This window comes from Vibrio inusitatus, from assembly GCA_024346935.1.
GTDB lineage: Bacteria > Pseudomonadota > Gammaproteobacteria > Enterobacterales > Vibrionaceae > Vibrio > Vibrio inusitatus.
This window is the reverse complement of the sequence record AP024878.1, coordinates 282,155-306,032: the sequence shown is the minus strand read 5'-3', so window position 1 is coordinate 306,032 and position 23,878 is coordinate 282,155. Positions and strand designations below refer to the sequence as shown.

Genomic DNA, 23,878 nt, shown 5'->3' with positions numbered 1-23,878 from the left:
CGCCCTACAACATATGCGCTTCAATTAGGCCAGAGCTATCGCCCTCGCCAAGACTCATCACTTCTTCTAAGCTGACCGTTCCTTTCAATGCCAACTCCATCGCAGACACCAGCAATGGTTTATACCCTTCGGTATGACGAGCTTGCTTGGTAAAGCCCACCGCATCGTTAGAGCGCAATGCATCCATTAACGGCTGATCGAGCTCTAGCAACTCAAAGACACCCACACGACCTTTGTAACCGGTTAAATTGCAGCTTTGGCAACCGCGCCCTTTATTAAAGGTCGCAGCAACTTGATTAGGAAAACGAGCTTGTAACCATGTTTGTTGGCGCTCACTAACGGAATGTGTTTCACCGCAATCACTACACACACGGCGGATCAGGCGCTGGGCCAATACCGCACGAACTGAGCTTGCTACCAGATAACCTGGAGCACCCATGTCCATCATTCGAAGTGCGCTGTCTACTGCATCGTTGGTGTGAAGTGTGCTCAATACAAGGTGACCGGTAAGAGCAGCACGCAAACCAATCTCCACGGTTTCTTGGTCACGCATCTCACCAACTAGGATAATGTCAGGATCTTGTCGTAAGAAGGTCCGCAGTACTGTCGAGAAGTCGAGGTTGATCTTAGTATTAACCTGAACCTGATTGACTCGAGGAAGTCGATATTCCACAGGGTCTTCTACTGTAATGATTTTTTTACCGGGTGAGTTAAGCTCTGACAGTGCACCATATAAGGTAGTGGTTTTACCTGACCCCGTAGGCCCAGTAACCAAAATCATGCCATGGGGACGCTTGAGCTGATAGCGCACTCGTTCCAATAGCTCTTTAGGCAAGCCAGTTTCATCTAGCTGACGTACACCTGCGGTCTGGTTAAGCAGACGCATAACTACCGATTCACCATATTCAACTGGCATGGTCGACATACGAATATCAATAGATTGGCCTTTCACTTTGATGTGAAAGCGACCATCTTGAGGCAAACGCTTTTCAGAGATATCAAGATCAGCCATTAGCTTAAGGCGTAGTACTAATGCAGAGGCAATATTAACCTCATTAAGAATGGTTTCATGCAAGATGCCATCAACACGCTGTCTCAAGCGCAGAACATTCTCGTCGGGTTCGATATGAATATCTGAAGCACCAACCTGAACCGCATCCTCAAAGAGAGAGTTGATCAGTTTAACAACCGTAACTTCATCACTATCAGCGTCACTACTTGCACTAATATCAAAGCTGTCTGTCGGTTGATGCTCTGCGTGCAACTGCTCAGCAAAAGAGGCAATTTCTTTAGTTCGGCGATAATAGCGATCAAAGCCGGAGACCAGTTGACGCTCTGAAGCGATAACCAGTTCAACATCATAATTAGATAGCAAACGCATGACCGACTCTTGCGCAAACAGGTCTGCTGGGTCACTCATTGCCACACGTACTGTGTGCCCATTTCTATCAATGACTAACGCTCTCAAACGACGAGCATGCACCTCGGGCAAAAGCTGTACGGCTTCAATATCAACTTGTGCAAGATTGAGGTCGATAAGAGGGAGGCTTAGTTGCTGAGACAAGAACTCTAAAAGCTGCTTCTCTGTAATAAAGCCAAGCTGAATTAAAGAATCACCGAGTTTTCGCCCGGTTTGTCTTTGCGCTTCTAGGGCCTGCTGAACCTGCACTTCAGAGACAATGTCATTTTCTACCAACAAATCGCCAAGGCGCTTTAAGAGTTTAATCGCCATTAGCGTCACCCTCTAATGATTCAAGCAGTTGCAAGCGATCACGAATAAAAGATTGGGTTTTTCTCGATACCCCAACAAGACCCAGTGCCTTTGTATAGGAGGCATGCGCTTCTGTGTATTCTAAACGACGCTCTTGCTGGATAGCCAAACCAAGCCACCATCGGGCATTATTAGGATCTCTCTCGGCTAAGCTTTGATAGCTTTCTAATGCTACATCGGTATTTTTTAGTTGCTGAGCGACACCAGCCCGCAAAGCTAAATAATCTTCACTAGCATTTTCAGGAACATACATTAGCGGACTCAATGCAGCTTCTGGTTGTTGTTCTTTAATTAATAGCTTGGCTAGAGCAAAACGGAGTTCTTCGCTTTTATCGTTCAAACGGATGCCATCTTGTAGCAAAGTTGCCGCTTTTCTAGCGTCTTTTCGGCCATAGTAAAGCGCGGCTAGTTTCTGGCGCACTTTTTCATCATTGGGTACTAAGCGAAGTGCTCGGCTGTATTCTGTAAACGCTGTTTTAACATCATTGGAATCAAGCGCCTTCTCTGCACGAGCTATCGATTTGTTTGCCAACTCCCTTGGTGTCAACTCAACATGCTCCACTGTCATGCTTTCTTCGGCAGGAGTATCGACTTTTGCGATCAATATTGGCTCTTTTTTTACAACCGCAGATGGAGCAGCAACAGAAGTTTGCGCAGGCTCTACCCTAGCGACCTTTACTGGCACTGTTTTTGCAGGCACTGGCGTAGTCGTCACAACAGACTGCACCGTTTTTGTCATACTCGTCGGTTTAGTCGCTACAGTCACCTTCTTCGAAGTTGGTTTAATTTCAGGTTGCTCTTCAAATGATGCCACTGATGGTTGGACAGTCTGCGTGGTATGTATCACAACAGACTCTTGTACCTTGTTATGAGTAGGTGAAGGCAAGTTTACTTTGGGTGTATCGACCACAGCCTCTGCTTGTGAATTCTGCTGTTGAGTTTTACTCACCGTCAGGATCTCATTCGAAGAATCTAAGCTAAGTGCTGATGTTTCCTGTTGTGAAACCGCCCAGCCACCAATAGCCATGCTGATCGCAAAACCGCCTACCAACCATACAACTGGTTTTGAGCGTTTAATTTCAGGTACTTCAGCCTTAGTAATGACTTGCCCTTGTAGCTTCTCTTTTTCAGCTAGCTTGGATAGAGCACTGTTAACTACACTCATACTTGTTGCCACCCCCATAAACATGGCGTTTTGTATTTCGGCTTTTGCATAACGTATGTATCTTTCATTGCGTCAAAAAGGTGCCGATTTGCGACGGTTTGTTTGTCTGAAGTAAATGCCAACAGCAAAGCCTTGTGACACAACTGATTCATAATTCTTGGTATCCCTGAGGCTGCTTTCCAAATCGACTTTTTCTGACTCATGTTGAATAAGTCTTTGCTACCCCCGCATGAAGTAATGCGATGATCGATATAAGCAGAGGCTTCCGCTAATGTCAGTGGTCGAAGCTGGGCACTGAATGTGATTCGCTGACGAAACTGACGCAAATGATGCTGAGCTAAACGCTCTTCAAGCTCCGGCTGACCAATCAAAACAATTTGCAGTAACTTACTATTTATCGTTTCAAGATTACCAAACAGGCGAATGGTCTCTAATGCTTCATCACTCAAGGCTTGCGCCTCATCAATCAGGGCAACTACAGGCTTGCCTGCTTCTCTCAGTTCCACCAGCTTACGCTGAACATTATCGACAATGGCCCTTGGATCACTGGCATCAACTTGCAGCTCATTGGCTATTGCAAAGCGAATGCCATCGCCATCCAGTACAGGATTGGGCAAATAGACCAATGAATATTCATGCTCTAGTTGCTCAATGAGCATTCGGCAGACCATTGTTTTACCCGTACCCACCTCGCCAGTAAGCTTGATAACACCCTCACCCATGTTTATCGCCGACATTACGGTATGGATAGCTTCGTAATGTGGTGCCAAACCATGGAAAAGTTCAGTGTTAGGTGTCAGCCCAAACGGAGGCTGACTAAAGCCAAATCGCGAAAAATACATTATTGCCCTTCAGGGAACCACTCATTCAACAAATTGCGCGAACGCTCAATTTCTTGCTGCCAAGTGTTCACTCCAACAACAGTTGGTTTAAGCAAGATGACTAGCTCGGTTTTCTCCGTTGAATTCACGGTATTTCGGAATAAATGCCCGATAGCTGGAATATCACCAAAGAAAGGAACCTTCGAAACAATTTCTTTATTGGCTGATTTCATCAATCCACCAATCACAACTACATCACCATCCGTGGCACGAATGATAGTGTCGGATTCTCGAATAGAACTTTTTGCCAGTGGCAACTGAATGACACCCGCCGTATCACCTAGATCGATCGCTTTAACTTCGGTGGTAACTTCAATAACCGCAGGATGAACATGCAAAAGTACATTACCTTTGTCATCTATCTGTGGAGTCACATCTAAAGAAATACCCGAGAAGAAAGGGGTTAATTCGACGTCAGGGGCTACGTTAGCATTGTCACCACTACCTACTGTGCTAGAGACATCAGTAACGAAATACTCATCTTCACCCACTTTAATCAATGCTTTTTGGTTGTTAGCTGCCGTCACTCTTGGGCTGGATAGAACGTTAAGATCACCTTGCGTGGCCATGAAATTTAGTACGGCTTGAAAATTGCCATCTGAAACAGTAACGCTTGTCGACCCACCTAATAGGTCTGCAATTGGATCTAAGCCTGCTAGTGTTGATGCAGCACGATTCACAATCACATCGGCACCACCGATTGACGCGCTCATGTTCGACCATTCGATGCCTTGTTGATATCCATCATTCAAGGTCACTTCTAAGATCTTAGTTTCAAGAATAACCTGACGCTGCAGGCGCTCTTGCGAAATACCAAGGAAGCGACGAATTTCGCGAATTTCATCAGGGTAAGCGCGTACAGTAATAACACTCGCTTGTGGAGAAACCACGACACTGCGTCCATCGCTAGAGCCTATTAAGGTCGCAACAGCGGATTCCAACTGAGTCCAGAAATCACTTTCACTGAGTGTTTCAATATCCGTGCCGCCGGTTTTTTCCGTTGAGCTAGAGTTTGATGAAGAATTTGAACTAGAGTCCGAGCTGGAATCAGATGAGCTGCTACCTGAGCTATCATCTTTTGACGTCACTGAACCATTGGTAATCGACGTTAAAGAGCGCCCCATTCTTTTCATCTGCAAGTAGTCTACTGGGATAGTTTCTGTACGTAGGCCTGCAGGATAAACCTGAATCACCTTGCCAGATTTAATCACATCGTACCCGTACATATCACGAACGACGTTAAGCACTTCATCCATTGTGACATCAGTAAGATTCACCGTGATGCGCCCCTCTACATTAGGGTGAATCGCAGCGCTGAATTCAGTACCTTTAACTAAACTGGCAAAGAAAGCCTTAGCTTGCACGCCATTAGCTTGTATTCTAAATCGTTTAATTGTGGGCTGTTCAGACGGAGACAATCCTTCAAGATCTGGCATCAGATCCGCTTGTACCGATTCTGGCAGTTCATCCAAACTTTTACTGTTGGCTTGATTAGCAGCTTCGTTCAAGGCTTGTTTTATCTCAACTGGATCCTTGTGCCCCATTGAGCACCCAGATAAAACTGCTATAACCATCCCTAGGAATATAATACGCATCAAATTACTAAAGCCTTATTGTCTAACGTCTGAATTAAAAAGTTCTAAATGCCAGATTTTTCCGGCGCGAGCTACAATGACTCGTTCTGAATTGATATGCCTGATTTTATAACCCGCCACAGACTGCCCATCAGACAAGATCTTATCGTTGAGCATAGCAAAGCAATTTGAGCCTTCATCGCATACTATGCTTTGCAAAGTAGGCAAAGGGTACGTCTTTACCTTAGCTACCCCAGTGGATTTTTTCTTGTACCAACCTAAAGGCGCAGTAGGATCTTGTGCGGCATAAGCAGCTTGTCCACTCACCAGCAAAGCAAGACCAATTATCATCACTTTAACCACTGATAAACTCCTGTCTTGTACCTAAGGTATATACCTCTAAAACCAGCTCTGCCCTCGGAAATTTTTGAACTTGATAGTCGAAACTGCGCCAAAAATACTTAACCGGCATATCTTCAAGAGTTGCTAGATAGTCTTTGATATCGAAATATCGACCAGAGATGGTAATTCTCACTGGGTGTAAGAAATAGCCAGAGCTATCGCTCGTTTTAGTGATTGACTCAGCAGGCAATGATTGCAGTGATTCCAATTTAAGTTTGCCACTGCTTCCCAACACCGCTTCTAAAAGTTGTGCCATCTGACTCGGAGCTATCAGACTATCCACAACTTCGGATAATTCTTCTGAAAGTTGCTGGTTCTGTACGGTTAATTCAGTAAGCTTCTGATCGATTTCAGCATCTGGGTCTCGCTTCAGCTTAGCAATCAATACATCGATATCCCCTTGAGTCATCTGAACTGCGTTCATTTCTCGTTCAAGGTTTCGTTGTGCCTTATTTTTTTCCTCTGAAGCGGGGTCCAATAGGAAAGTCAAAGAAATAAGAAGAATACCGACCCAACCACCAATAGAAACTAACCACTTTTCACGGTCACTGAGATCAGCGAAGCGGTCACAAAATAAAAGCCATTGTTCTTTCATTATTTCACCCCAGCCTTAGCTTTAAGCTCAAATGTCACAACGTTGTCTTCATCTCGCCCAATGTTCAGTGATTCAAAGGTTCTTCCTACCAATGCGAGCTCTTCTTTAAATTGATTAACCCAACTTGGTACGGATGCCGGTTCACTAGCTATACCCGAAAGATCTAGACGGGTGCTTGTAATGACTATGTGCTGTAGAGAGATATCGTTTCGAGCTTGTTCAGATAACGCGACCATTATTCCCGAATAGCCTACCTTTTGAGAGTCATCAAATTTTCCCACTGCCTCCAATGAGCTTCTTTTAGCTTCGATATCTTGCTCAATACGCTTGGCCGCATTAACTTTTGACTGAGTGGGAGTATGACTTGCTAGACGCTGCTGCAGGCTTGATTTCTCTCGGCTAAGCAGTTCGGATTGGCTTTTTACACTGACGAGCTTTTGTTGAAGATCTGCAGTTTGAGTCTTTTCTAAATAAGTCAGCCCAACAATAGCCACAACAGTTAATACCCACAAAGCAACAACCTTGTTTAGGTTCAGTAACTCTTGTTTTGGTCTTAGATGTTCAGGATAAAGGTTAATGCTAAATGAGGTTAACCCTGCCACCGTTTTGCATAGCTCGATGCCACAAGGCAGATGAGGCTCAGATAAAGCACTTATCTTAGGATTCACTGAATCTTGTAGACGAGCCATCAGCTCTTCTATGTTGTCTTCGTCACAACAAACCAAAAGCTGCCTAAATGAGGATTGAGGCATGGAGGCTGCCAAGTAATCTGCACTGCGCTGAATATCCAGAGCAAGTGAGTCATACATTAATGACGTGCCATTCTCTCCCGTAATAGGGGCAACAATACCGCGTAAGCTACGGTTAAATACTGGAGCTCCATCAACATAGGCCGCCAACTTGTAGCCATCGTTGATGCAACGCCTTAGTAATAGGAAACTTTGTTGTTCGGTAGGCGAATGTCCCCAGACTTCATCTTCAGTAATGACTCGAGTAACATCAATATCATTAGCTGCGCTGACTTCGAGAAGGGTTTGCAAGGTGCGTTTGGCCATGACATAGGCTTGCACTTTCTGACCATCAGGCATCAAACTGCCATCAGCAACAATATCTGAGAATTTTTCGGTGATCAGGTCTTTGAGTAAAAATGGCAGAGCTACTGGCCATTCTTCTTTTGGAAGCTGTGGCTTATCAAGCTGATAACTTTGATAGTGCTGTGCTCCAAGCACAACGCAAGCCTTTCCCTTGACGGACTTAGTAGACAGGGATTCTTTAAGAGCGCTCTCCCAGTTACCATGGGCAATAGGAAAGAGTTCAGGCGCTTTTTCAGAGTGTGACAATTCAGACAAATATACTGCATCCGTCTGAATCACTATGATTAATTGGAAGTCATCATCCTTTGACGACGTTAATTTTTTTAAGCTCGACAACCATGTCATATTAATTATCTACCAATAACCTATTTACAGGATCTATTGAATATTAGTACTCAACGGGGCACTTTATTCTTCCATCTATTCCTTCTGCTAGGAATAGTCGATATTATTTTTTTACTTTGTAATATTGGTGATGAAATAAAGTCACTTTCTTTTGCAAAAAATCGCCCTTGCCCACCATCTATGCCTAAAGCAACTAATTGATTCCACTCTCGCTTAGTCTCGACACCAACCGCAATAACCTTCGTTTTGGTATTGGCACAGGCACCAATCAAACTTCTAATATAGAGTTGATTCTCAGAGCGATTCTCGATATTACGTACTAGGCTTCTATGCAACTTGAGATAGTCAATCGTAGAGTCTTTGAGATAATGGGAGCTGATAATTGTGCGCCCAGCTTGATTGACAATAACTTTACACCCCAACCCAGATAGCATTCTTAATACAGGACGCATAGCATCTAAGTAAGTCACCATCGGGCCTTCCATAAACTCAAACGCCAGTCTTTTGCGTTGTGAAGGGGTCAACTGCAACAATTCGTCTCTCAGCCAATTGAAGTGCGAACGGTATCTGAAAGGTTGTGCATAGAAGTTGATAGAATAACACGATTCTTGAGCATCTTTCTTTAAAAACTTTACGATGTTTAACAAAACGTTTCTATCAAGTTGCCTCTCGTACCCCACCTGTCTAATCGCTGGGCTAAATTTAGACGCTTTCAATATTTTGCCTTGCTCATCAAGTATCCGACTAAAGATCTCTTGGTGAATCAGATCAACTTCTCCGGACTCATTTAATAAAAAGCACGGCTGTTTAATGAGTATCAGTTTATCTGCATCAAGCTGTTTATCGAATAGCGTACGCCACCGAACACTGCCACGCTCTGAAGATGGCGTATTAACCTTATTAAAGCGACTCCAATTATTTGAACCTTCTAGCTGGGCACTTTTAAGAGCTGTTTCTACTTCATTTAAAATATCAGTTTTTCGCTCGCCTTGTTGATACACCGTCATACCAGCATGAAGCCAGTTTTCAGAGTCTAACCCCTCTAGTGGTTCCAACTTTGCCACTTGTTTTAAAATTTGAGAGGCTAGGCTTGATAGATCTGTCGGTGACTGATTAGGGACTAGCGCTGCAAAAGTTGCTTCAAAATAGCGTGCAAACACCACATCGGGAAAGCGATTGACACAGTTAGCGACGGCCTCACCTAAGCTGACGATAAACCTATCTTTTTGCTCTTTAGTTAAATTATCTCGGATCTCAACCCAGTCATTCACCTGCACTACCAGAACACCACCAGCTGCGCCACTTTCGGTCAGCGTTGACTCCAGTTTATTGTCAAATGAAAGTCTATTGGCAGCACCAGTAAGCTGATCAAGGAAGGTTTGTGACCGAATGAAGGTATCGAATCGACTACGCTCTTGTCTTGCATCTTGTAGTTCCGCAATCATCTTATCTAGTGCCTCACTCGCGGTGTAAGGCCACTCTAAATGATCACCAACAGCATACTGCTCTACTCTACCGGCTAGGATCATCCGCCCACGCTCTTCTAGCAATTCAGAGCCTTGCAGTTGATCGCGCAGCCAGCGAACACCTTGAATCAAGCAAATAGCAATCAAGCCAAATGCCAATGTGAGGGACCATAAGGCACCGACTGAGTAGCTATAGCCGATATAGGGTGGCAATACTTTCACATCAACGGTGTATGTCGGATTCAAAACAAGAGGATTGGAGATGGAAATCAGCCGAGTTTTATCAAACTGAGCTTCAGTATCATGATAGTGAAAAATAACAGAGTTTGGCGTTGAAACTTCTAGTTCAATAACGTTACTAGCTTTGATGATCTTTGGGATCCAGCGACGTAGCTCACTAGTTTCAACATGCTCAAGCAATTGTTGATCTATGACCTTAACAATACCTTGGACAGAATGCTTGGTGTATTCCTCACCGAGCTGCTTAATAGACAGTGCTCCTCCAACGAAGAGGATAAATACAGCACCAATAACAATCATGGTCACAAAGGCAACCAAGCGAGTGCTGAGCTTTAAAGAAGGGGTTGAGCGCATGAAGATTCAATCCTTGAATTTCATCAGTAATCTATAGGATATACAGGTCGAGGGTGAATGATACTATTTTTGCTGTAAAAGCAGAGCGCGGTTAAAAAAATGGCCCCATTAAGGGACCATTTTGTTATTTTTCAATAAGTTTTGAGCTCAATGCCGGTTCTAGAACGGAATATCGTCGTCAAAATCCATTGGTGGCTCGTTGTACTGCTGAGGAGCCTGTTGTGGCTTCTGCTGCTGTTGTTGCTGTTGAGCTGGCTGATGAACTTGAGGTTGTTGCGGTTGACCCCAACCACCCTGTTGCTGTTGACCACCTTGAGATGCACCGTATTGACCGCCTTGGCTTGGCGCTTGACCACCGACTTGTCCACCTTGGCGAGAGCCTAGTAGTTGCATCTGACCCGTAGGCCACTGAACAACAACTTCCGTTGTATAACGGTCTTGGCCTGACTGATCCTGCCATTTACGAGTCTGTAATTGGCCTTCGATGTAAACTTGTGAACCTTTTTTAAGGTATTCACCTGCAATTTCAGCCGTTTTACCAAACAGAACAACACGGTGCCATTCTGTTTTCTCACGTTGCTCGCCATTGGCTTTGTCACGCCAAGTTTCAGAGGTAGCAATTGTAATGTTTGCAATTGCATTGCCATTTGCGGCGAAACGAACCTCAGGATCTTGTCCTAAGTTACCCATAATAATTACTTTGTTGACGCCACGGCTAGCCATGTATCGCTCCATTTGTTTCTTTATTTCGCTAATACGCCAAGCATAACACGCCTAACGGACTACTTAAATCACTAGAAAGTGTATTCGAGAACCTCAACCGTTGCGCGGTTACCGAGCACACCCTGACACACTTAGTTGCATCTTTTTCGGCTTATTACGCAGAATTATGCAACAAAAGGCATAATATGAGGGTTCTTATTGAATAAACACGCAAAAACTAGTGCCTGATTTCGCAAACTAAAGGAATGCAAAAGAAACTAGATGTAGGCAACAGGGAGAAAGAAGTATGTATTTTGATGGAATAAATTCTCAGATTTTCTTGCATGAAAACTGTGGTTTTGATGACAACACAATCAAGCAATTAGTGAAGGCTTCCGGTATTCAACTTTATCGACTTGAAGATTGGCATCAGAAATACAAGCCGAGCATGACACCTATGATCTTGGTGGACTACAACGACCCTACGTTTGAACCTATTGATTTTGAGAACCCTAGTTTTCCAGGACAGAATATCAACATGGTTATCACTCAAGCTCCTTTGCATCTCAGAACAACAGATCTTCTTAAATATGGCCGTCTTCGTGGCATCTTCTACAAGCAACAAGTCATTGATGAGATTGCCACTGGTTTACAGACTCTTAGTCAAGGCAACTCTTGGTTGAGTCGAAGCGTTACCGATCAGTTGCTTTCATATTATCAATCAGTACTGATTCGCTATGCACCTCCACACACGATCAATTTGACTCGGCGTGAAATGGAAGTACTTGAAGCATTACGAATCGGCAAATCAAACTATGGCTTAGCTGAGCAGTTATTTATCAGTGAGCACACTATTAAATCGCACCTATATAAAATATTTCGCAAGATTAACGTCAAAAATAGAGAAGAAGCCGTCGTCTGGGCGCACCATTTCTTACCATAAAGTGACAAAACGGGGCAATTTAATCAAAGTGTATTTTATATCGCCTATCTGTAATGATAGAGTTAGGTGCAACAATTTTATAATAATGATTCAGTTAGGCTATCCCCATGATCAAAAAATGTCTTTTCCCTGCCGCAGGCTACGGCACTCGCTTTCTTCCAGCGACTAAATCAATGCCAAAAGAGATGATGCCAGTGGTTAACAAACCACTGATTGAGTACGGCGTTGAAGAAGCAATCGACGCGGGCATGAATGCAATGTGTATTGTAACGGGTCGTGGTAAGCACTCCATCATGGACCACTTTGACAAAAATTATGAGTTAGAGCACCAGATTCAAGGCACTAACAAAGAAGAGTTGCTGATTGATATTCGCGATATCATCGAATCCGCCAACTTTACCTATATCCGCCAACGTGAAATGAAGGGCTTAGGTCATGCTATTTTGACAGGCCGTGAATTAGTGGGTGATGAACCTTTCGCGGTAGTTCTTGCGGACGACCTTTGCGTTAATGAAGAGCAAGGCGTTCTAGCTCAGATGGTTGCACTTTATAAGCAGTTCCGTTGTTCTATAGTTGCTGTTCAAGAAGTACCTGAGAACGAAACTCATAAATACGGTGTGATTAAAGGCGAGATGATCAAAGACGACATCGTGCGTGTTGATGACATGGTAGAGAAACCTGAACCTGGCACAGCGCCAAGTAACCTAGCTATTATTGGTCGTTACATTCTAACCCCTGATATCTTCGATCTTATCGAAGCAACAGAGCCGGGCAAAGGTGGCGAGATCCAAATCACTGATGCTCTGCTCAAACAAGCTAAAGCTGGCTGTGTTCTAGCATACAAATTCAAGGGTACTCGTTTCGACTGTGGTAGCGTTGAAGGCTATATTGAAGCAACCAACTACTGCTTTGAAAATGTCTATTTGAAAGACCAAAAAGCGACGGAACTTGGCAAGCAATCAACACATAAAGAACCAGAAGCTTAATCGTTAAGATTCATCCAATGCATAAAAACAGTGACCTTGTGTCACTGTTTTTTTATCCAGTATTTATTTGCAGGCGTATAAAGCTATGCAATACTTGGACAACGATTATGTAATTGAGCGGTATTAGATGGACACTATCGACGTTCGTGGCGCCCGAACCCACAACCTAAAAAACATCAACCTCACCATTCCGAGAGACAAGCTGATTGTTATTACTGGCCTTTCTGGTTCAGGTAAGTCTTCTTTAGCTTTCGATACCTTATATGCTGAAGGGCAACGTCGATATGTAGAGTCTCTATCTGCTTATGCCCGCCAATTCCTGTCATTGATGGAAAAGCCCGATGTCGACCACATTGAAGGTCTATCCCCTGCCATTTCAATTGAACAAAAATCGACATCGCATAACCCTCGCTCTACCGTAGGAACCATTACCGAGGTATACGATTACCTTCGCCTATTGTACGCGCGAGTGGGCGAACCCCGTTGTCCCGAGCATAAAGTCCCGTTATCAGCACAAACCATTAGCCAAATGGTAGATAAAGTTTTAGAGATGCCAGAAGGCTCGAAAATGATGCTAATGGCTCCGATTGTAAAAGAGCGCAAGGGTGAACACGTTAAAACCTTTGAGAACCTAGCAGCACAAGGCTTTATTCGAGCTCGTGTAGATGGTGATATCTGCGATCTTTCTGATCCACCGACTCTAGAACTGCATAAGAAACACACCATTGAGGTAATCGTCGACCGATTTAAGGTACGTAGCGATCTTAAACAACGACTGGCCGAATCTTTTGAAACCACACTCGAATTATCTGGTGGTATTGCTGTGGTGGCTTCAATGGATAAATCAGATGATGAAGAAGTCATTTTTTCTGCTAACTTCGCCTGTCCTTATTGTGGCTACAGCATGCAAGAACTTGAGCCTAGGCTCTTTTCTTTCAATAACCCAGCAGGAGCCTGTCATACTTGTGACGGCCTTGGTGTGCAACAATACTTTGATGAGACGAGAGTCGTTCTTGATCAGAATCTAAGTATTTCCGAAGGAGCAATTAAAGGCTGGGATCAGAAAAACTACTATTACTTCCAAATGCTTAGCGCTTTAGCTGATCACTATGACTTCGATTTATACGTCCCATTCAAATCCCTTTCTAAAAGAATCCGCGAGATCATATTAAAAGGTTCAGGTCGAACAGAGATCGAATTTAAGTACATCAATGATCGTGGTGATATTCGAGTTAAAACTCACCCATTTGAGGGAATCCTTAACACTCTAGAGCGTCGCTATCGTGACACTGAATCCAATTCAGTTCGTGAAGATTTGGCCAAATACATATCCACCAGATCTTGTAAAAGCTGTGATGGAACTCGTCTTCGAGAAGAAGCTCGAAATGTCTTCGTTCAAGATACTCCTTTACCTAACATCGTTGAGATGAGTATTAGTGAAGCTTTGGACTTTTTCGAAACCATGAATCTTGAAGGCCAGAAAGCCCAGATCGCTGAAAAGATCATGAAAGAGATTAATGATCGCCTCAGCTTCTTGGTTAATGTAGGTCTCAACTACTTAAACCTGTCGCGAAGTGCTGAAACTCTTTCTGGTGGTGAGGCGCAGCGCATTCGCCTTGCCAGTCAAATCGGAGCAGGGTTAGTTGGCGTTATGTATGTGCTTGATGAGCCCTCTATTGGATTACATCAACGAGACAATGAACGCCTACTTGGAACCTTGACACACCTGCGAGACCTCGGAAATACAGTGCTTGTGGTTGAGCATGATGAAGATGCTATCCGTACTGCTGATCATATTATTGATATAGGTCCTGGTGCTGGCGTTCACGGTGGCAATGTTGTCGCAGAAGGAACCTATGACGAGATCATTAATAACCCTGAGTCTTTAACCGGTCAGTACTTAAAAGGCACTAAAGAAATCGCGGTTCCTAAAAAGCGCACTCCTGTCGACAAAGCTAAACAACTGATACTCAGCGGTGCGTCGGGTAATAATCTAAAATCGGTAGATCTCACCATTCCATGTGGTTTATTTACTTGTGTAACGGGCGTATCCGGCTCTGGTAAATCAACGCTTATTAACGATACCTTTTTTAAGATTGCTCACCGAGAACTTAACGGAGCGACCACCAGCAACCCTAGTCCTTATAGTTCCATTAAAGGCTTAGAGCATTTTGATAAGGTCATCGACATCGACCAAAGCCCAATAGGGCGTACGCCAAGATCGAACCCAGCCACTTATACTGGGATCTTCACTCCAATAAGAGAGCTCTTTGCCGGTACACAAGAGTCACGATCTCGTGGCTACAAACCTGGCCGATTTAGCTTTAACGTCAGAGGTGGTCGCTGTGAAGCGTGTCAGGGAGATGGGGTTATTAAGGTAGAGATGCACTTCCTGCCCGATGTGTACGTTCCGTGTGATTCTTGTAAGGGTAAGCGATACAATCGCGAAACTCTTGAGGTGAAGTACAAAGGCAAGTCTATCGATGAAGTGTTGAATATGACGGTTGAAGACGCTCATGCCTTCTTTGGGCCCGTGCCTGTTATTGCACGTAAATTAAAGACTTTGATCGATGTAGGCCTTTCGTATATTCGCCTAGGACAAGCCGCAACAACCTTATCTGGGGGGGAAGCACAACGAGTCAAGCTAGCGAGAGAACTGTCTAAACGCGATACAGGTAAAACGCTATATATTCTTGATGAACCTACCACAGGTCTTCATTTTCATGATATACAACAATTACTTACTGTACTGCATCGTCTTCGTGATCACGGCAATACTGTTGTGGTGATAGAACATAACCTTGATGTAATTAAAACTGCAGATTGGATCGTCGATCTCGGCCCTGAGGGTGGACAAGGTGGCGGTGAGATTGTCGCAACCGGAACACCTGAACAGGTTGCTAAAGTGAAAGGCTCACATACGGCTCACTTTTTAAAACCGATGCTTAAATAGAACAAAGGATACAATTCATGGCAACCCTGTTGACCACAGGTACACAACTTGAAAAAAAGGCCCCTAAAGTACCGTTTAACAGGCGTTTTCTACTATTTATTGGGATTACCTTCCTGATAGCAACTCACTTCTTCTCCCCCAACCCCGGGGGAGCAGGATTGGCGCTTTCATTTAACCCTCCTGTATGGTTGTTTTTGAGCGTCGCGTTAGGCATTGCCATATATCAAACGGCAATTAACCGTGTCATCAAATACTCAAAGATGACGGTTGTATTGTTTATCAGTTGCCTATTAATGACGCTACCTATTGTCTTACCTAATGCCAGTATTGCCATTGCTGTACCAAGGCTCATTGGTTTATGGGCAGGGTTTCTTCTGTTTTTATCTTTTCAACAGTTCAGGTTTAGCAATGAAGAAAAACAACGCTTGTTATGGTTTATTTTATTCGCTATTGCTATTGAAGCTGTATTTGGCTGGGTTCAATACACCCTGTTATCTGAAGGAAATCCCTTTGGTTACAATACGATAAGAAATCGTCCTTACGGCATTTTCCAACAGCCTAATGTAATGGCTAGCTTTCTTGCAACAGGTCTAGCCTTATCTGCCTACCTTCTAGCGCGACAACCGCACGATAAGTACCTAAGCTGGCGACAAAAGATCGTCTTTCTTTATGCTATTCCCTTACTAACTGTCCCATTGCTGGTTGTTCTTGCATCTCGAACTGGGTGGCTAGGAGCGGTACTTGCAACGGCTATGGTTGCGCCTTACCTCTATCGCTTTGCACTAAAGTCACGTGCCATTATCTGGTCTGCTTGTTTAGTAGTAGGCCTAGCGATTGGTATAGGCATGACTTTTGTTGGTGATAATCAATCATTGTTGGGCGATAAGGCAGATTTAGAGAGCCCTAGAGCTTATACCTTCCCTCAAGGGCTAGACATGATGATAGAGCGACCTTTGTCTGGTTATGGTTATGGTAATTTTGAATCAGCCTATATGTTGTATACCGCAAGGCAGCATCAATTAAACCCTGACTATCCTGCTGGTCTTCCTTCTATGGACCACCCTCACAATGAGTTACTGATGTGGGGAATTGAAGGGGGCATGATTCCACTGATTGGTATTTTTCTCGCGATGGGATTTGTACTGTATCGCTTGCATATGGCAAGACCCGGCACTCGCATTGGAATATTATCGCTGTTTATACCGATTGTATTGCACACTCAATTGGAATATCCATTTTATCATTCAGCGATCCATTGGGTTTCTTTTATTGTCCTTCTGTATTGGGTTGACCAACGAACAGCGCGCTACAGGCAATTTAATTTTGGAAAATTAAGTACAATCAGTCTGCGCCTTGCGAGTCTGCTATTACCTATACTCACTTGTACCTACATGCTCACAGCACTGCATACCAATCATGTATTAACGGAATTTGAACGCTCTAAACCTAAAAATCCGGATATCTTAGACCGGGTGAGTAACCCAATAGCATGGAAAGATCGTTATGAATGGAATATTCACAGCACATTACTAAACATAGGCATAGCCACCAATGAAAAGGCGCATGTTCAAGCTTACGTAGATTGGTCTTTACCTTTTATACAGGATAAGCCTAGACCAGCGTTGTATAAAAACTTGATACTTGCGTATCAAGCACTAGACCAACAACAAATGGCTAGTGCTATACGAAGCGAAGCTGAGTTTCTATTTCCCAATGTGGACTTTAGCTCAGTTTCCCTAAAACGAATTCAAGTCAGCCAAGCTAACCAAAACCACAACGATAGCTAGTTTAATTTATAACCTCTTTAAGTGCCTGCAAGCAAAGTGCGATATTTTCCTTGCGGGCACCGTACCCCATCAAGCCAATACGCCATGCTTTTCCAGCGAGCTCTCCGAGTCCTGCACCAATTTCTAGATTGTATTCATTCAGTAAGCGCTGACGTACTAACGCCTCATCAATCCCTGTGGGTACATACACAGCATTGAGCTGTGGCAATCGATATTTTTCATCCACTACGAAATCAATTCCTAGCTGGGTCAATCCCTCTTTTAACTGTTGGTGGGCATCTGCATGACGCTTCCAAGCCAGTTCAAGCCCTTCTTCTTTGAGTAGCAACAATGATTCATGCAGGGCATAAAGGCTATTTACTGGCGCAGTATGATGATACGCACGTTTGCCTTCACCGCTCCAGTAACCCAGCACCAAGCTTTGGTCTAAAAACCAACTTTGAACAGGATACTGTCTAGATTCAATTTTCGCGATGGCTTTACTTGAGAACGTCAGTGGCGATAATCCAGGGGTACAGGAAAGGCACTTTTGACTACCCGAATACACCGCATCTAACTTCCACTCATCAACCTTCAGTGGCACGCCACCTAGTGAGGTCACAGCATCGACAATCACAAGCATATCTTTACTTCGAGCAATCGTTGACAAAGCTTCAGCGTCACTAAGCGCACCTGTAGAGGTTTCGGCATGCACAAACGCCACAGCTACTGCGTCTGGATGTTCTTCTACAGCATTTTGTAGCTTGTGTGCTGATACAGGGCTTCCCCATTCATCATCAACAACAATCGCAATGCCTCCACAGCGCTCTACATTCTGGCGCATGCGTTCGCCAAATACACCATTACGACACACGATCACTTTTTCACCCACCTCAATAAGGTTCACGATACATGCTTCCATTCCGGCACTCCCTGGTGCAGAAAGTGCAATAGTGAACTCATTTTCTGTTTGAAATGCATATTTTAAAAGTAACTTTAGTTCATCCATCATTCGAATAAACAATGGATCTAAGTGCCCTATAGTTGGTCGGGAAAGAGCTTGTAAGACCTGCGGAGAAATATCGGAAGGACCAGGGCCCATCAAAGTACGATGTGGTGGGATGAAGCTGCGCATAGTAAAACCCTATTCAAGGAAAAGTTTCGAATAGCTTATTGCATCACTAAAAGAGCCTCAATAAACAATGCTTAGAAGTATGGGATAGGTAAAAAAGTGACGATTTGTATACAAGCCATTGACATAATTTCGTCAAACCAGTTCAATGAAGACAAAGAGTGGATGACCAATGCAGTGCGATAAGAGCAAGCTCTTCTCATTTTATGCGGGTTAACTTTCTCGCATTTTATACTCACCTCTACAATCAGAGTGAGTATTTGCACATTTAAAGGACTAATGGAGAGACGCTGTGAGCGCAATCAACGTCGCCAAATTTGGCGGTACTAGTGTAGCAAATTTTGAGGCGATGAGCCGATGTGCGGCCATTGTAGAAAACAATCCGAATACCAAACTCGTTGTCATTAGTGCCTGCTCAGGTGTGACCAACGTATTGGTTGAGCTTGCTAATGGTGTCCCAGACCAAAGTAGGCGAGAGCAACTTCTACAACAACTGGTAGACATCCACTTCAGTATCATCAATCAATTAAAACACCCTGAGGTCATCAATGATGCGATCAACGAGATCCTAACCAAGGTATCTCAGTGCGCCGAGAAAGCCACCAGCGAGACTAGTGAACAATTGACTGATCAATTGGTTTCTTGTGGAGAACTGATGTCGACACACATCCTGTGTCAATTAATGAATGAACGTGGGCACAAGAGCGAGCGTTTCGATATTCGAACCGTAATGAAAACAACATCGGTATTTGGCAATGCAGAGCCGCTACTGGATGAAATCAGCATTGCAGCTCAAGCTCATTTAGTACCATTATTTAAAGAGTCTATTGTCATTACTCAAGGGTTTATTGGTTCAGATCTAAACAACAAAACAACGACGCTAGGTCGCGGTGGTAGTGACTACAGTGCAGCCTTGGTTGCTGAGGCTATCTCTGCATCTGGTCTTGAGATTTGGACAGATGTACCTGGCATCTACACCACAGACCCTCGTATTGCACCACAAGCACAACCCATCAAAGAGATCAGCTTCAGTGAAGCATCCGAGATGGCAAACTTTGGTGCTAAGATCCTGCATCCTTCAACTTTAGTTCCAGCTCTACGACACAAAATCCCTGTATTTGTTGGGTCATCGAAGGAACCAGAGCTCGGCGGTACTTGGGTAACACAAGAAGTAGAAAGTGCTCCTCTATTTAGAGCCGTTACTCTTAGAGGCAATCAAACCCTGATTACTCTAAAGAGCCTTAACATGTTCCAAGCCAGTGGATTTTTGGCAAAAGTATTTACTATTTTAGCTCGTCACAAGGTATCGGTAGATCTAATTACTACCTCAGAAATCAGCGTATCGCTGACGTTGGATCGCACAAACACTCAAGGCGGTGCACCGCAACTGCCTGCGGCTGCTCAACAAGAACTCGAAGAACTGTGCTCAGTCGTTGTGGAGCAAAACTTGAGTTTAGTCGCGCTTATTGGTAACAATATGGGACAAGCTAAAGGCACAGCGAAGCAGATTTTTGGCACTCTTGAAGACCATAATTTACGAATGATTTGCTATGGTGCAAGCAATCATAACCTATGTTTCTTATTGCATGAGTCATCAGCAAGACATGCCGTTCAGCAGCTACATCGACAACTATTTGAAAGTTAAGTCAATTAGCAAACATTGGTAAAAAAACAAGGGGCTATTTAGCCCCTTCTTACTTTCTGTTGCTAGCCGTTCAAGTTAGGCCCTAGCCACTTTTCGGCCTCAGTCCATTCCCAACCTTTACGTTCAGCGTAATCTCTTGCTTGGTCTTCTTGGATTTGCGCAATGGCGAAATAACGACAATCAGGGTGAGAGAAATACCAACCAGACACTGACGCACCTGGCCACATTGCGTAGCTCGTAGTAAGCGACATACCAATGGTTTCTTCAACTTGCATCAAATCCCAAATCGCTTGTTTTTCAGTATGCTCAGGACACGCAGGGTAACCAGGAGCTGGGCGTATACCTTGATACTTTTCACGGATGAGATCATCGTTACCCAATTGCTCATCAGGTGCATATCCCCAGATATCCTTTCGTACCTGCTGATGAAGATACTCGGCAAAACCTTCTGCTAATCGATCGGATACCGCCTGAATCATAATTGCATTGTAATCGTCACCGTCCGCTTTGTAGTTATCTGCAATCTCACGCTCGCCAATACCTCCGGTAACAGCAAATCCACCAATCCAATCTCTAACACCGCTTTCTTTAGGCGCAATGTAATCGCTCAAGCAATAGTTGAAGCCTTTAGGCTTTTTAGTTTGCTGACGAAGATTAAACAGCTTTTTAGCCACAACAGTGCGTGATTCATCGGTATACACCTCGATGTCATCACCGACACTGTTCGCAGGGAACATCTGACACATTCCGCTTGCCTTAATAATACCGTCCGCTTCTATCATATCGAGCAAGTCGTTGGCGTCTTTATACAAACGCTTCGCTTCTTCGCCGACTTCTTCATGCTCTAGGATGGCAGGATATTTACCCATGAGGCTCCAAGTCATAAAGAATGGCGTCCAGTCAATATAGTCACGTAATACCGATACACTCATATCCTTGATAACCACGGGATCAAGTTGCTTAGGTTGTGGTGGAGTGTATGACTCCCAATCAATAGCGACTTTATTCTCACGAGCTTTATCGAGAGTCACTGGTGCTGTCTTTGGTCGCTTCCTAGCATGCTGATCACGAACTCGTTCATAGTCGAGATCCAACTTTTCAATAAAACCTGGCTTTTGTTCATTAGAGAGCAATGCAGAGCATACCCCTACTGCACGGGAAGCATTATTGACATAAACAACAGGTTGAGAGTAGTTTTGCTCTATCTTCACCGCTGTATGAGCTTTAGAGGTAGTTGCACCACCTATAAGTAGCGGAAGATCGAACCCCTGGCGTTCCATTTCTTTAGCAACATGCACCATTTCATCTAGAGATGGAGTAATCAACCCTGATAAACCAATGATATCGACGTTCTCTTCTTTTGCGACTTTGAGGATTTTCTCACAAGGCACCATTACGCCAAGATCGATAATTTCGTAGTTATTACACTGTAAAACCACACCCACGATATTTTTACCGATATCGTGGACATCCCCTTTTACCGTCGCCAACAATATCTTACCGTTGGTATGACCCGCTTGTTTTTCTGCATCAATGTAAGGTTCTAGGTGACCCACAGCTTGTTTCATTACTCGAGCAGACTTTACTACCTGAGGTAAAAACATCTTACCTTCACCAAATAAGTCACCGACGACATTCATACCGTCCATCAACGGCCCTTCAATGACTTCTAAAGGTTTAGATGCCTTAACTCGAGCCTCTTCAGTATCTTCGATAATAAACTCGGTAATACCTTTAACCAATGCGTGCTCTAAGCGTTTTTCTACTGGCCAACTGCGCCACTCAAGTGCTGCACTATCATCCTTTGCAGCTACTCCGTTTTCACGATATTCATCAGCAATATCAAGTAGACGTTCTGTTGCGTCATCTCTACGGTTTAGAACCACGTCTTCAACGGCTTCGCGTAATTTGTCGGGTACGTTGTCGTAAATCTCTAACTGACCTGCATTCACGATACCCATATCCATACCGTTTCTAAAACAGTGGTATAGGAACACAGCATGAATGGCTTCACGTACGTAGTTATTGCCGCGGAATGAGAAAGAAACGTTAGATACACCACCAGACACCATTGCATGCGGCAGATCACGCTTGATATCCGCTACAGCGTTGATGAAATCAACCGCGTAATTATTATGATCATCAATACCCGTCGCTACTGCAAAGATGTTTGGATCAAAGATAATATCTTCAGCAGGGAATCCAACTTCATCGACTAGGATGTTGTAGGCATTGGTACAGATCTCAATCTTACGTTCACGCGTATCTGCCTGACCCTGTTCATCAAAAGCCATAACAATAACAGCTGCGCCATATCGACGAATAAGTTTGGCTTGCTCGATAAACTTCTCTTTCCCTTCTTTCAATGAGATAGAGTTAACAATGCCTTTACCTTGAATACATTTAAGACCAGCTTCAATCACTTCCCATTTAGATGAATCCACCATAACAGGTACTTTCGATATATCAGGTTCTGATGCACATAGGTTGAGGAAACGAACCATACACGCCTCAGCATCTAGCATTCCCTCATCCATGTTGATATCAATGATCTGAGCGCCGTTTTCTACCTGTTGACGAGCAACATCTAAAGCTTCTTCATAGAGCTCTTCTTTGATCAATCGTTTAAAGCGAGCAGAACCAGTAACGTTGGTACGCTCACCTACGTTCAAAAATAAGGTTTCTCTTTCGATAGCTAGCGGTTCTAATCCAGATAGGCGACAGGCTGCTTTTATTTCAGGAAGTTGACGTGGTCGAGCATTTTCAACCGCTTGCGCCATTGCCTTTATATGTTCAGGCGTTGTACCACAACAACCACCAACTAAGTTCAAGAAGCCTGACTCTGCCCACTCTTTAATATGTTCAGCCATATCTTCTGGCGATAAGTCATACTCCCCAAAAGCATTTGGTAGACCCGCATTAGGATGAACGGATATAAATGTTTCTGAAATACGAGATAACTCATCTACATAAGGACGTAGTTCATCCGGCCCTAAAGCACAGTTCAGACCAAAAGAGATTGGGTTTACGTGACGTAAAGAGTTATAGAAAGCTTCTGTAGTTTGACCTGATAAGGTACGACCGGATGCATCTGTGATGGTTCCAGATATCATGACAGGTAACGTGTAACCCAACTCATCAAAAACAGTATCAACAGCAAACGCACATGCTTTCGCATTCAAGGTATCAAAGATAGTCTCAATAAGGATAAGATCTGAACCGCCCTTTATAAGAGCAAGCGTGGATTCTTTGTATGCTTCTACCAATTCATCAAAGCTAACATTTCTAAATCCTGGATCATTTACATCTGGAGAGATAGAACAAGTGCGGTTTGTTGGACCAAGAACACCAGCGACATAACGTGGTCTATCGGGTGTTTTTGCTGTCCATTCATCTGCCGCTTCTCGAGCAAGCTTTGCCGCCGCAAAGTTAATCTCCTCACTGAGAGCCTCCATATCATAATCCGCCATCGCAATGGTGGTTGAATTGAAGGTATTAGTTTCAAGGATGTCTGCACCGGCTTCTAAATAATCGCAATGAATCTGCTTTATGAGCTGCGGTTGAGTAAGAACAAGAAGATCATTATTCCCTTTCAGATCACAATGCCAGTCTGCAAAACGATCACCTCGATAATCCGCTTCTTCTAATTTTTGATTTTGAATCATGGTGCCCATACCACCATCGATCAAAAGAATATGGTTCTTCAACTGGGCTTCTAATTGTGCTCTCATTTTGCGTCCTGCTCGGTATGGCATTTCCAACTTATTACTAACATCCTATCACAGTAAAATTAGATTTCTAGACGTCTAAATAATGCATATTTACGCTATGATGCTATCTAAGGTACAACTATATTTGATCTAG

General features: G+C 43.8%; 16 protein-coding genes. 5 read left to right on the top strand and 11 right to left on the bottom strand.

Features of this window, described 5'->3' with window-relative positions; translation table 11 throughout:
• Window positions 1-4 precede the first annotated feature (4 nt).
• The 9 genes from OCU48_RS01440 to OCU48_RS01400 all read right to left on the bottom strand — a co-directional run bounded on the left by OCU48_RS01440 (window position 5) and on the right by OCU48_RS01400 (window position 10,610).
• Window positions 5-1,732, bottom strand: coding sequence for a GspE/PulE family protein (locus OCU48_RS01440; RefSeq protein WP_141346914.1), 1,728 nt, complete (start codon window positions 1,730-1,732; stop codon window positions 5-7).
• Window positions 1,722-2,936: a tetratricopeptide repeat protein gene (locus OCU48_RS01435; RefSeq protein WP_141346913.1), complete on the bottom strand. Its 1,215-nt coding sequence runs from the start codon at window positions 2,934-2,936 to the stop codon at window positions 1,722-1,724. The genes OCU48_RS01440 and OCU48_RS01435 overlap by 11 nt, the downstream gene beginning before the upstream one ends.
• A complete protein-coding gene (locus tag OCU48_RS01430; RefSeq protein WP_141346912.1) occupies window positions 2,933-3,778 on the bottom strand; it encodes an ExeA family protein in 846 nt (281 codons plus the stop codon). Before OCU48_RS01430 ends, OCU48_RS01435 begins: the two co-directional genes overlap by 4 nt.
• Window positions 3,778-5,412, bottom strand: a complete 1,635-nt coding sequence (mshL, locus tag OCU48_RS01425) for a pilus (MSHA type) biogenesis protein MshL (RefSeq protein WP_208727216.1) — start codon at window positions 5,410-5,412, stop codon at window positions 3,778-3,780. The genes OCU48_RS01430 and mshL overlap by 1 nt, the downstream gene beginning before the upstream one ends.
• A gap of 15 nt (window positions 5,413-5,427) precedes the next feature.
• The gene (locus OCU48_RS01420; RefSeq protein ID WP_141346910.1) at window positions 5,428-5,754 is read right to left on the bottom strand and encodes an MSHA biogenesis protein MshK; all 327 of its coding nucleotides are present in this window, start codon (window positions 5,752-5,754) and stop codon (window positions 5,428-5,430) included.
• On the bottom strand, window positions 5,747-6,388 hold the full coding sequence (pilO, locus tag OCU48_RS01415; RefSeq protein ID WP_141346909.1) for a type 4a pilus biogenesis protein PilO: 642 nt from the start codon (window positions 6,386-6,388) through the stop codon (window positions 5,747-5,749). Before pilO ends, OCU48_RS01420 begins: the two co-directional genes overlap by 8 nt.
• Entirely contained in the window at window positions 6,388-7,827 is a 1,440-nt protein-coding gene (locus OCU48_RS01410; RefSeq protein ID WP_141346908.1) for a hypothetical protein, read from the bottom strand. The genes pilO and OCU48_RS01410 overlap by 1 nt, the downstream gene beginning before the upstream one ends.
• Window positions 7,828-7,877: 50 nt before the next feature.
• Window positions 7,878-9,887: an RNase E specificity factor CsrD gene (csrD, locus tag OCU48_RS01405; protein WP_141346907.1), complete on the bottom strand. Its 2,010-nt coding sequence runs from the start codon at window positions 9,885-9,887 to the stop codon at window positions 7,878-7,880.
• A gap of 159 nt (window positions 9,888-10,046) precedes the next feature.
• Complete coding sequence (locus OCU48_RS01400; protein ID WP_141346906.1) at window positions 10,047-10,610, bottom strand: single-stranded DNA-binding protein; 564 nt, start codon at window positions 10,608-10,610, stop codon at window positions 10,047-10,049.
• A gap of 286 nt (window positions 10,611-10,896) precedes the next feature.
• Between OCU48_RS01400 and OCU48_RS01395 the strand changes: the two genes are divergently transcribed.
• The 4 genes from OCU48_RS01395 to OCU48_RS01380 all read left to right on the top strand — a co-directional run bounded on the left by OCU48_RS01395 (window position 10,897) and on the right by OCU48_RS01380 (window position 17,258).
• The gene (locus OCU48_RS01395; RefSeq protein ID WP_141346905.1) at window positions 10,897-11,532 is read left to right on the top strand and encodes a response regulator transcription factor; all 636 of its coding nucleotides are present in this window, start codon (window positions 10,897-10,899) and stop codon (window positions 11,530-11,532) included.
• A 107-nt stretch (window positions 11,533-11,639) separates the two neighbouring features.
• Window positions 11,640-12,518 (top strand): UTP--glucose-1-phosphate uridylyltransferase GalU, encoded by an 879-nt coding sequence (gene galU, locus OCU48_RS01390; protein ID WP_141346904.1) that lies wholly within the window; start codon window positions 11,640-11,642, stop codon window positions 12,516-12,518.
• Between the two features lie 127 nt (window positions 12,519-12,645).
• A complete protein-coding gene (uvrA, locus tag OCU48_RS01385) occupies window positions 12,646-15,471 on the top strand; it encodes an excinuclease ABC subunit UvrA (RefSeq protein WP_141346903.1) in 2,826 nt (941 codons plus the stop codon).
• Between the two features lie 17 nt (window positions 15,472-15,488).
• Complete coding sequence (locus OCU48_RS01380) at window positions 15,489-17,258, top strand: PglL family O-oligosaccharyltransferase (protein ID WP_141346902.1); 1,770 nt, start codon at window positions 15,489-15,491, stop codon at window positions 17,256-17,258.
• 1 nt (window position 17,259) lies between these two features.
• Here the strand turns inward: OCU48_RS01380 and OCU48_RS01375 are convergent, their stop codons facing one another.
• The gene (locus OCU48_RS01375) at window positions 17,260-18,372 is read right to left on the bottom strand and encodes a pyridoxal-phosphate-dependent aminotransferase family protein (protein WP_141346901.1); all 1,113 of its coding nucleotides are present in this window, start codon (window positions 18,370-18,372) and stop codon (window positions 17,260-17,262) included.
• 289 nt (window positions 18,373-18,661) lie between these two features.
• Here OCU48_RS01375 and lysC point away from each other — a divergent pair, with 289 nt between their 5' ends.
• The gene (lysC, locus tag OCU48_RS01370; protein ID WP_141346900.1) at window positions 18,662-20,014 is read left to right on the top strand and encodes a lysine-sensitive aspartokinase 3; all 1,353 of its coding nucleotides are present in this window, start codon (window positions 18,662-18,664) and stop codon (window positions 20,012-20,014) included.
• A 62-nt stretch (window positions 20,015-20,076) separates the two neighbouring features.
• On the opposite strand, the gene metH is transcribed toward lysC, so the two are convergent.
• A complete protein-coding gene (gene metH / locus OCU48_RS01365) occupies window positions 20,077-23,745 on the bottom strand; it encodes a methionine synthase (protein WP_141346899.1) in 3,669 nt (1,222 codons plus the stop codon).
• Window positions 23,746-23,878: the final 133 nt, after the last annotated feature.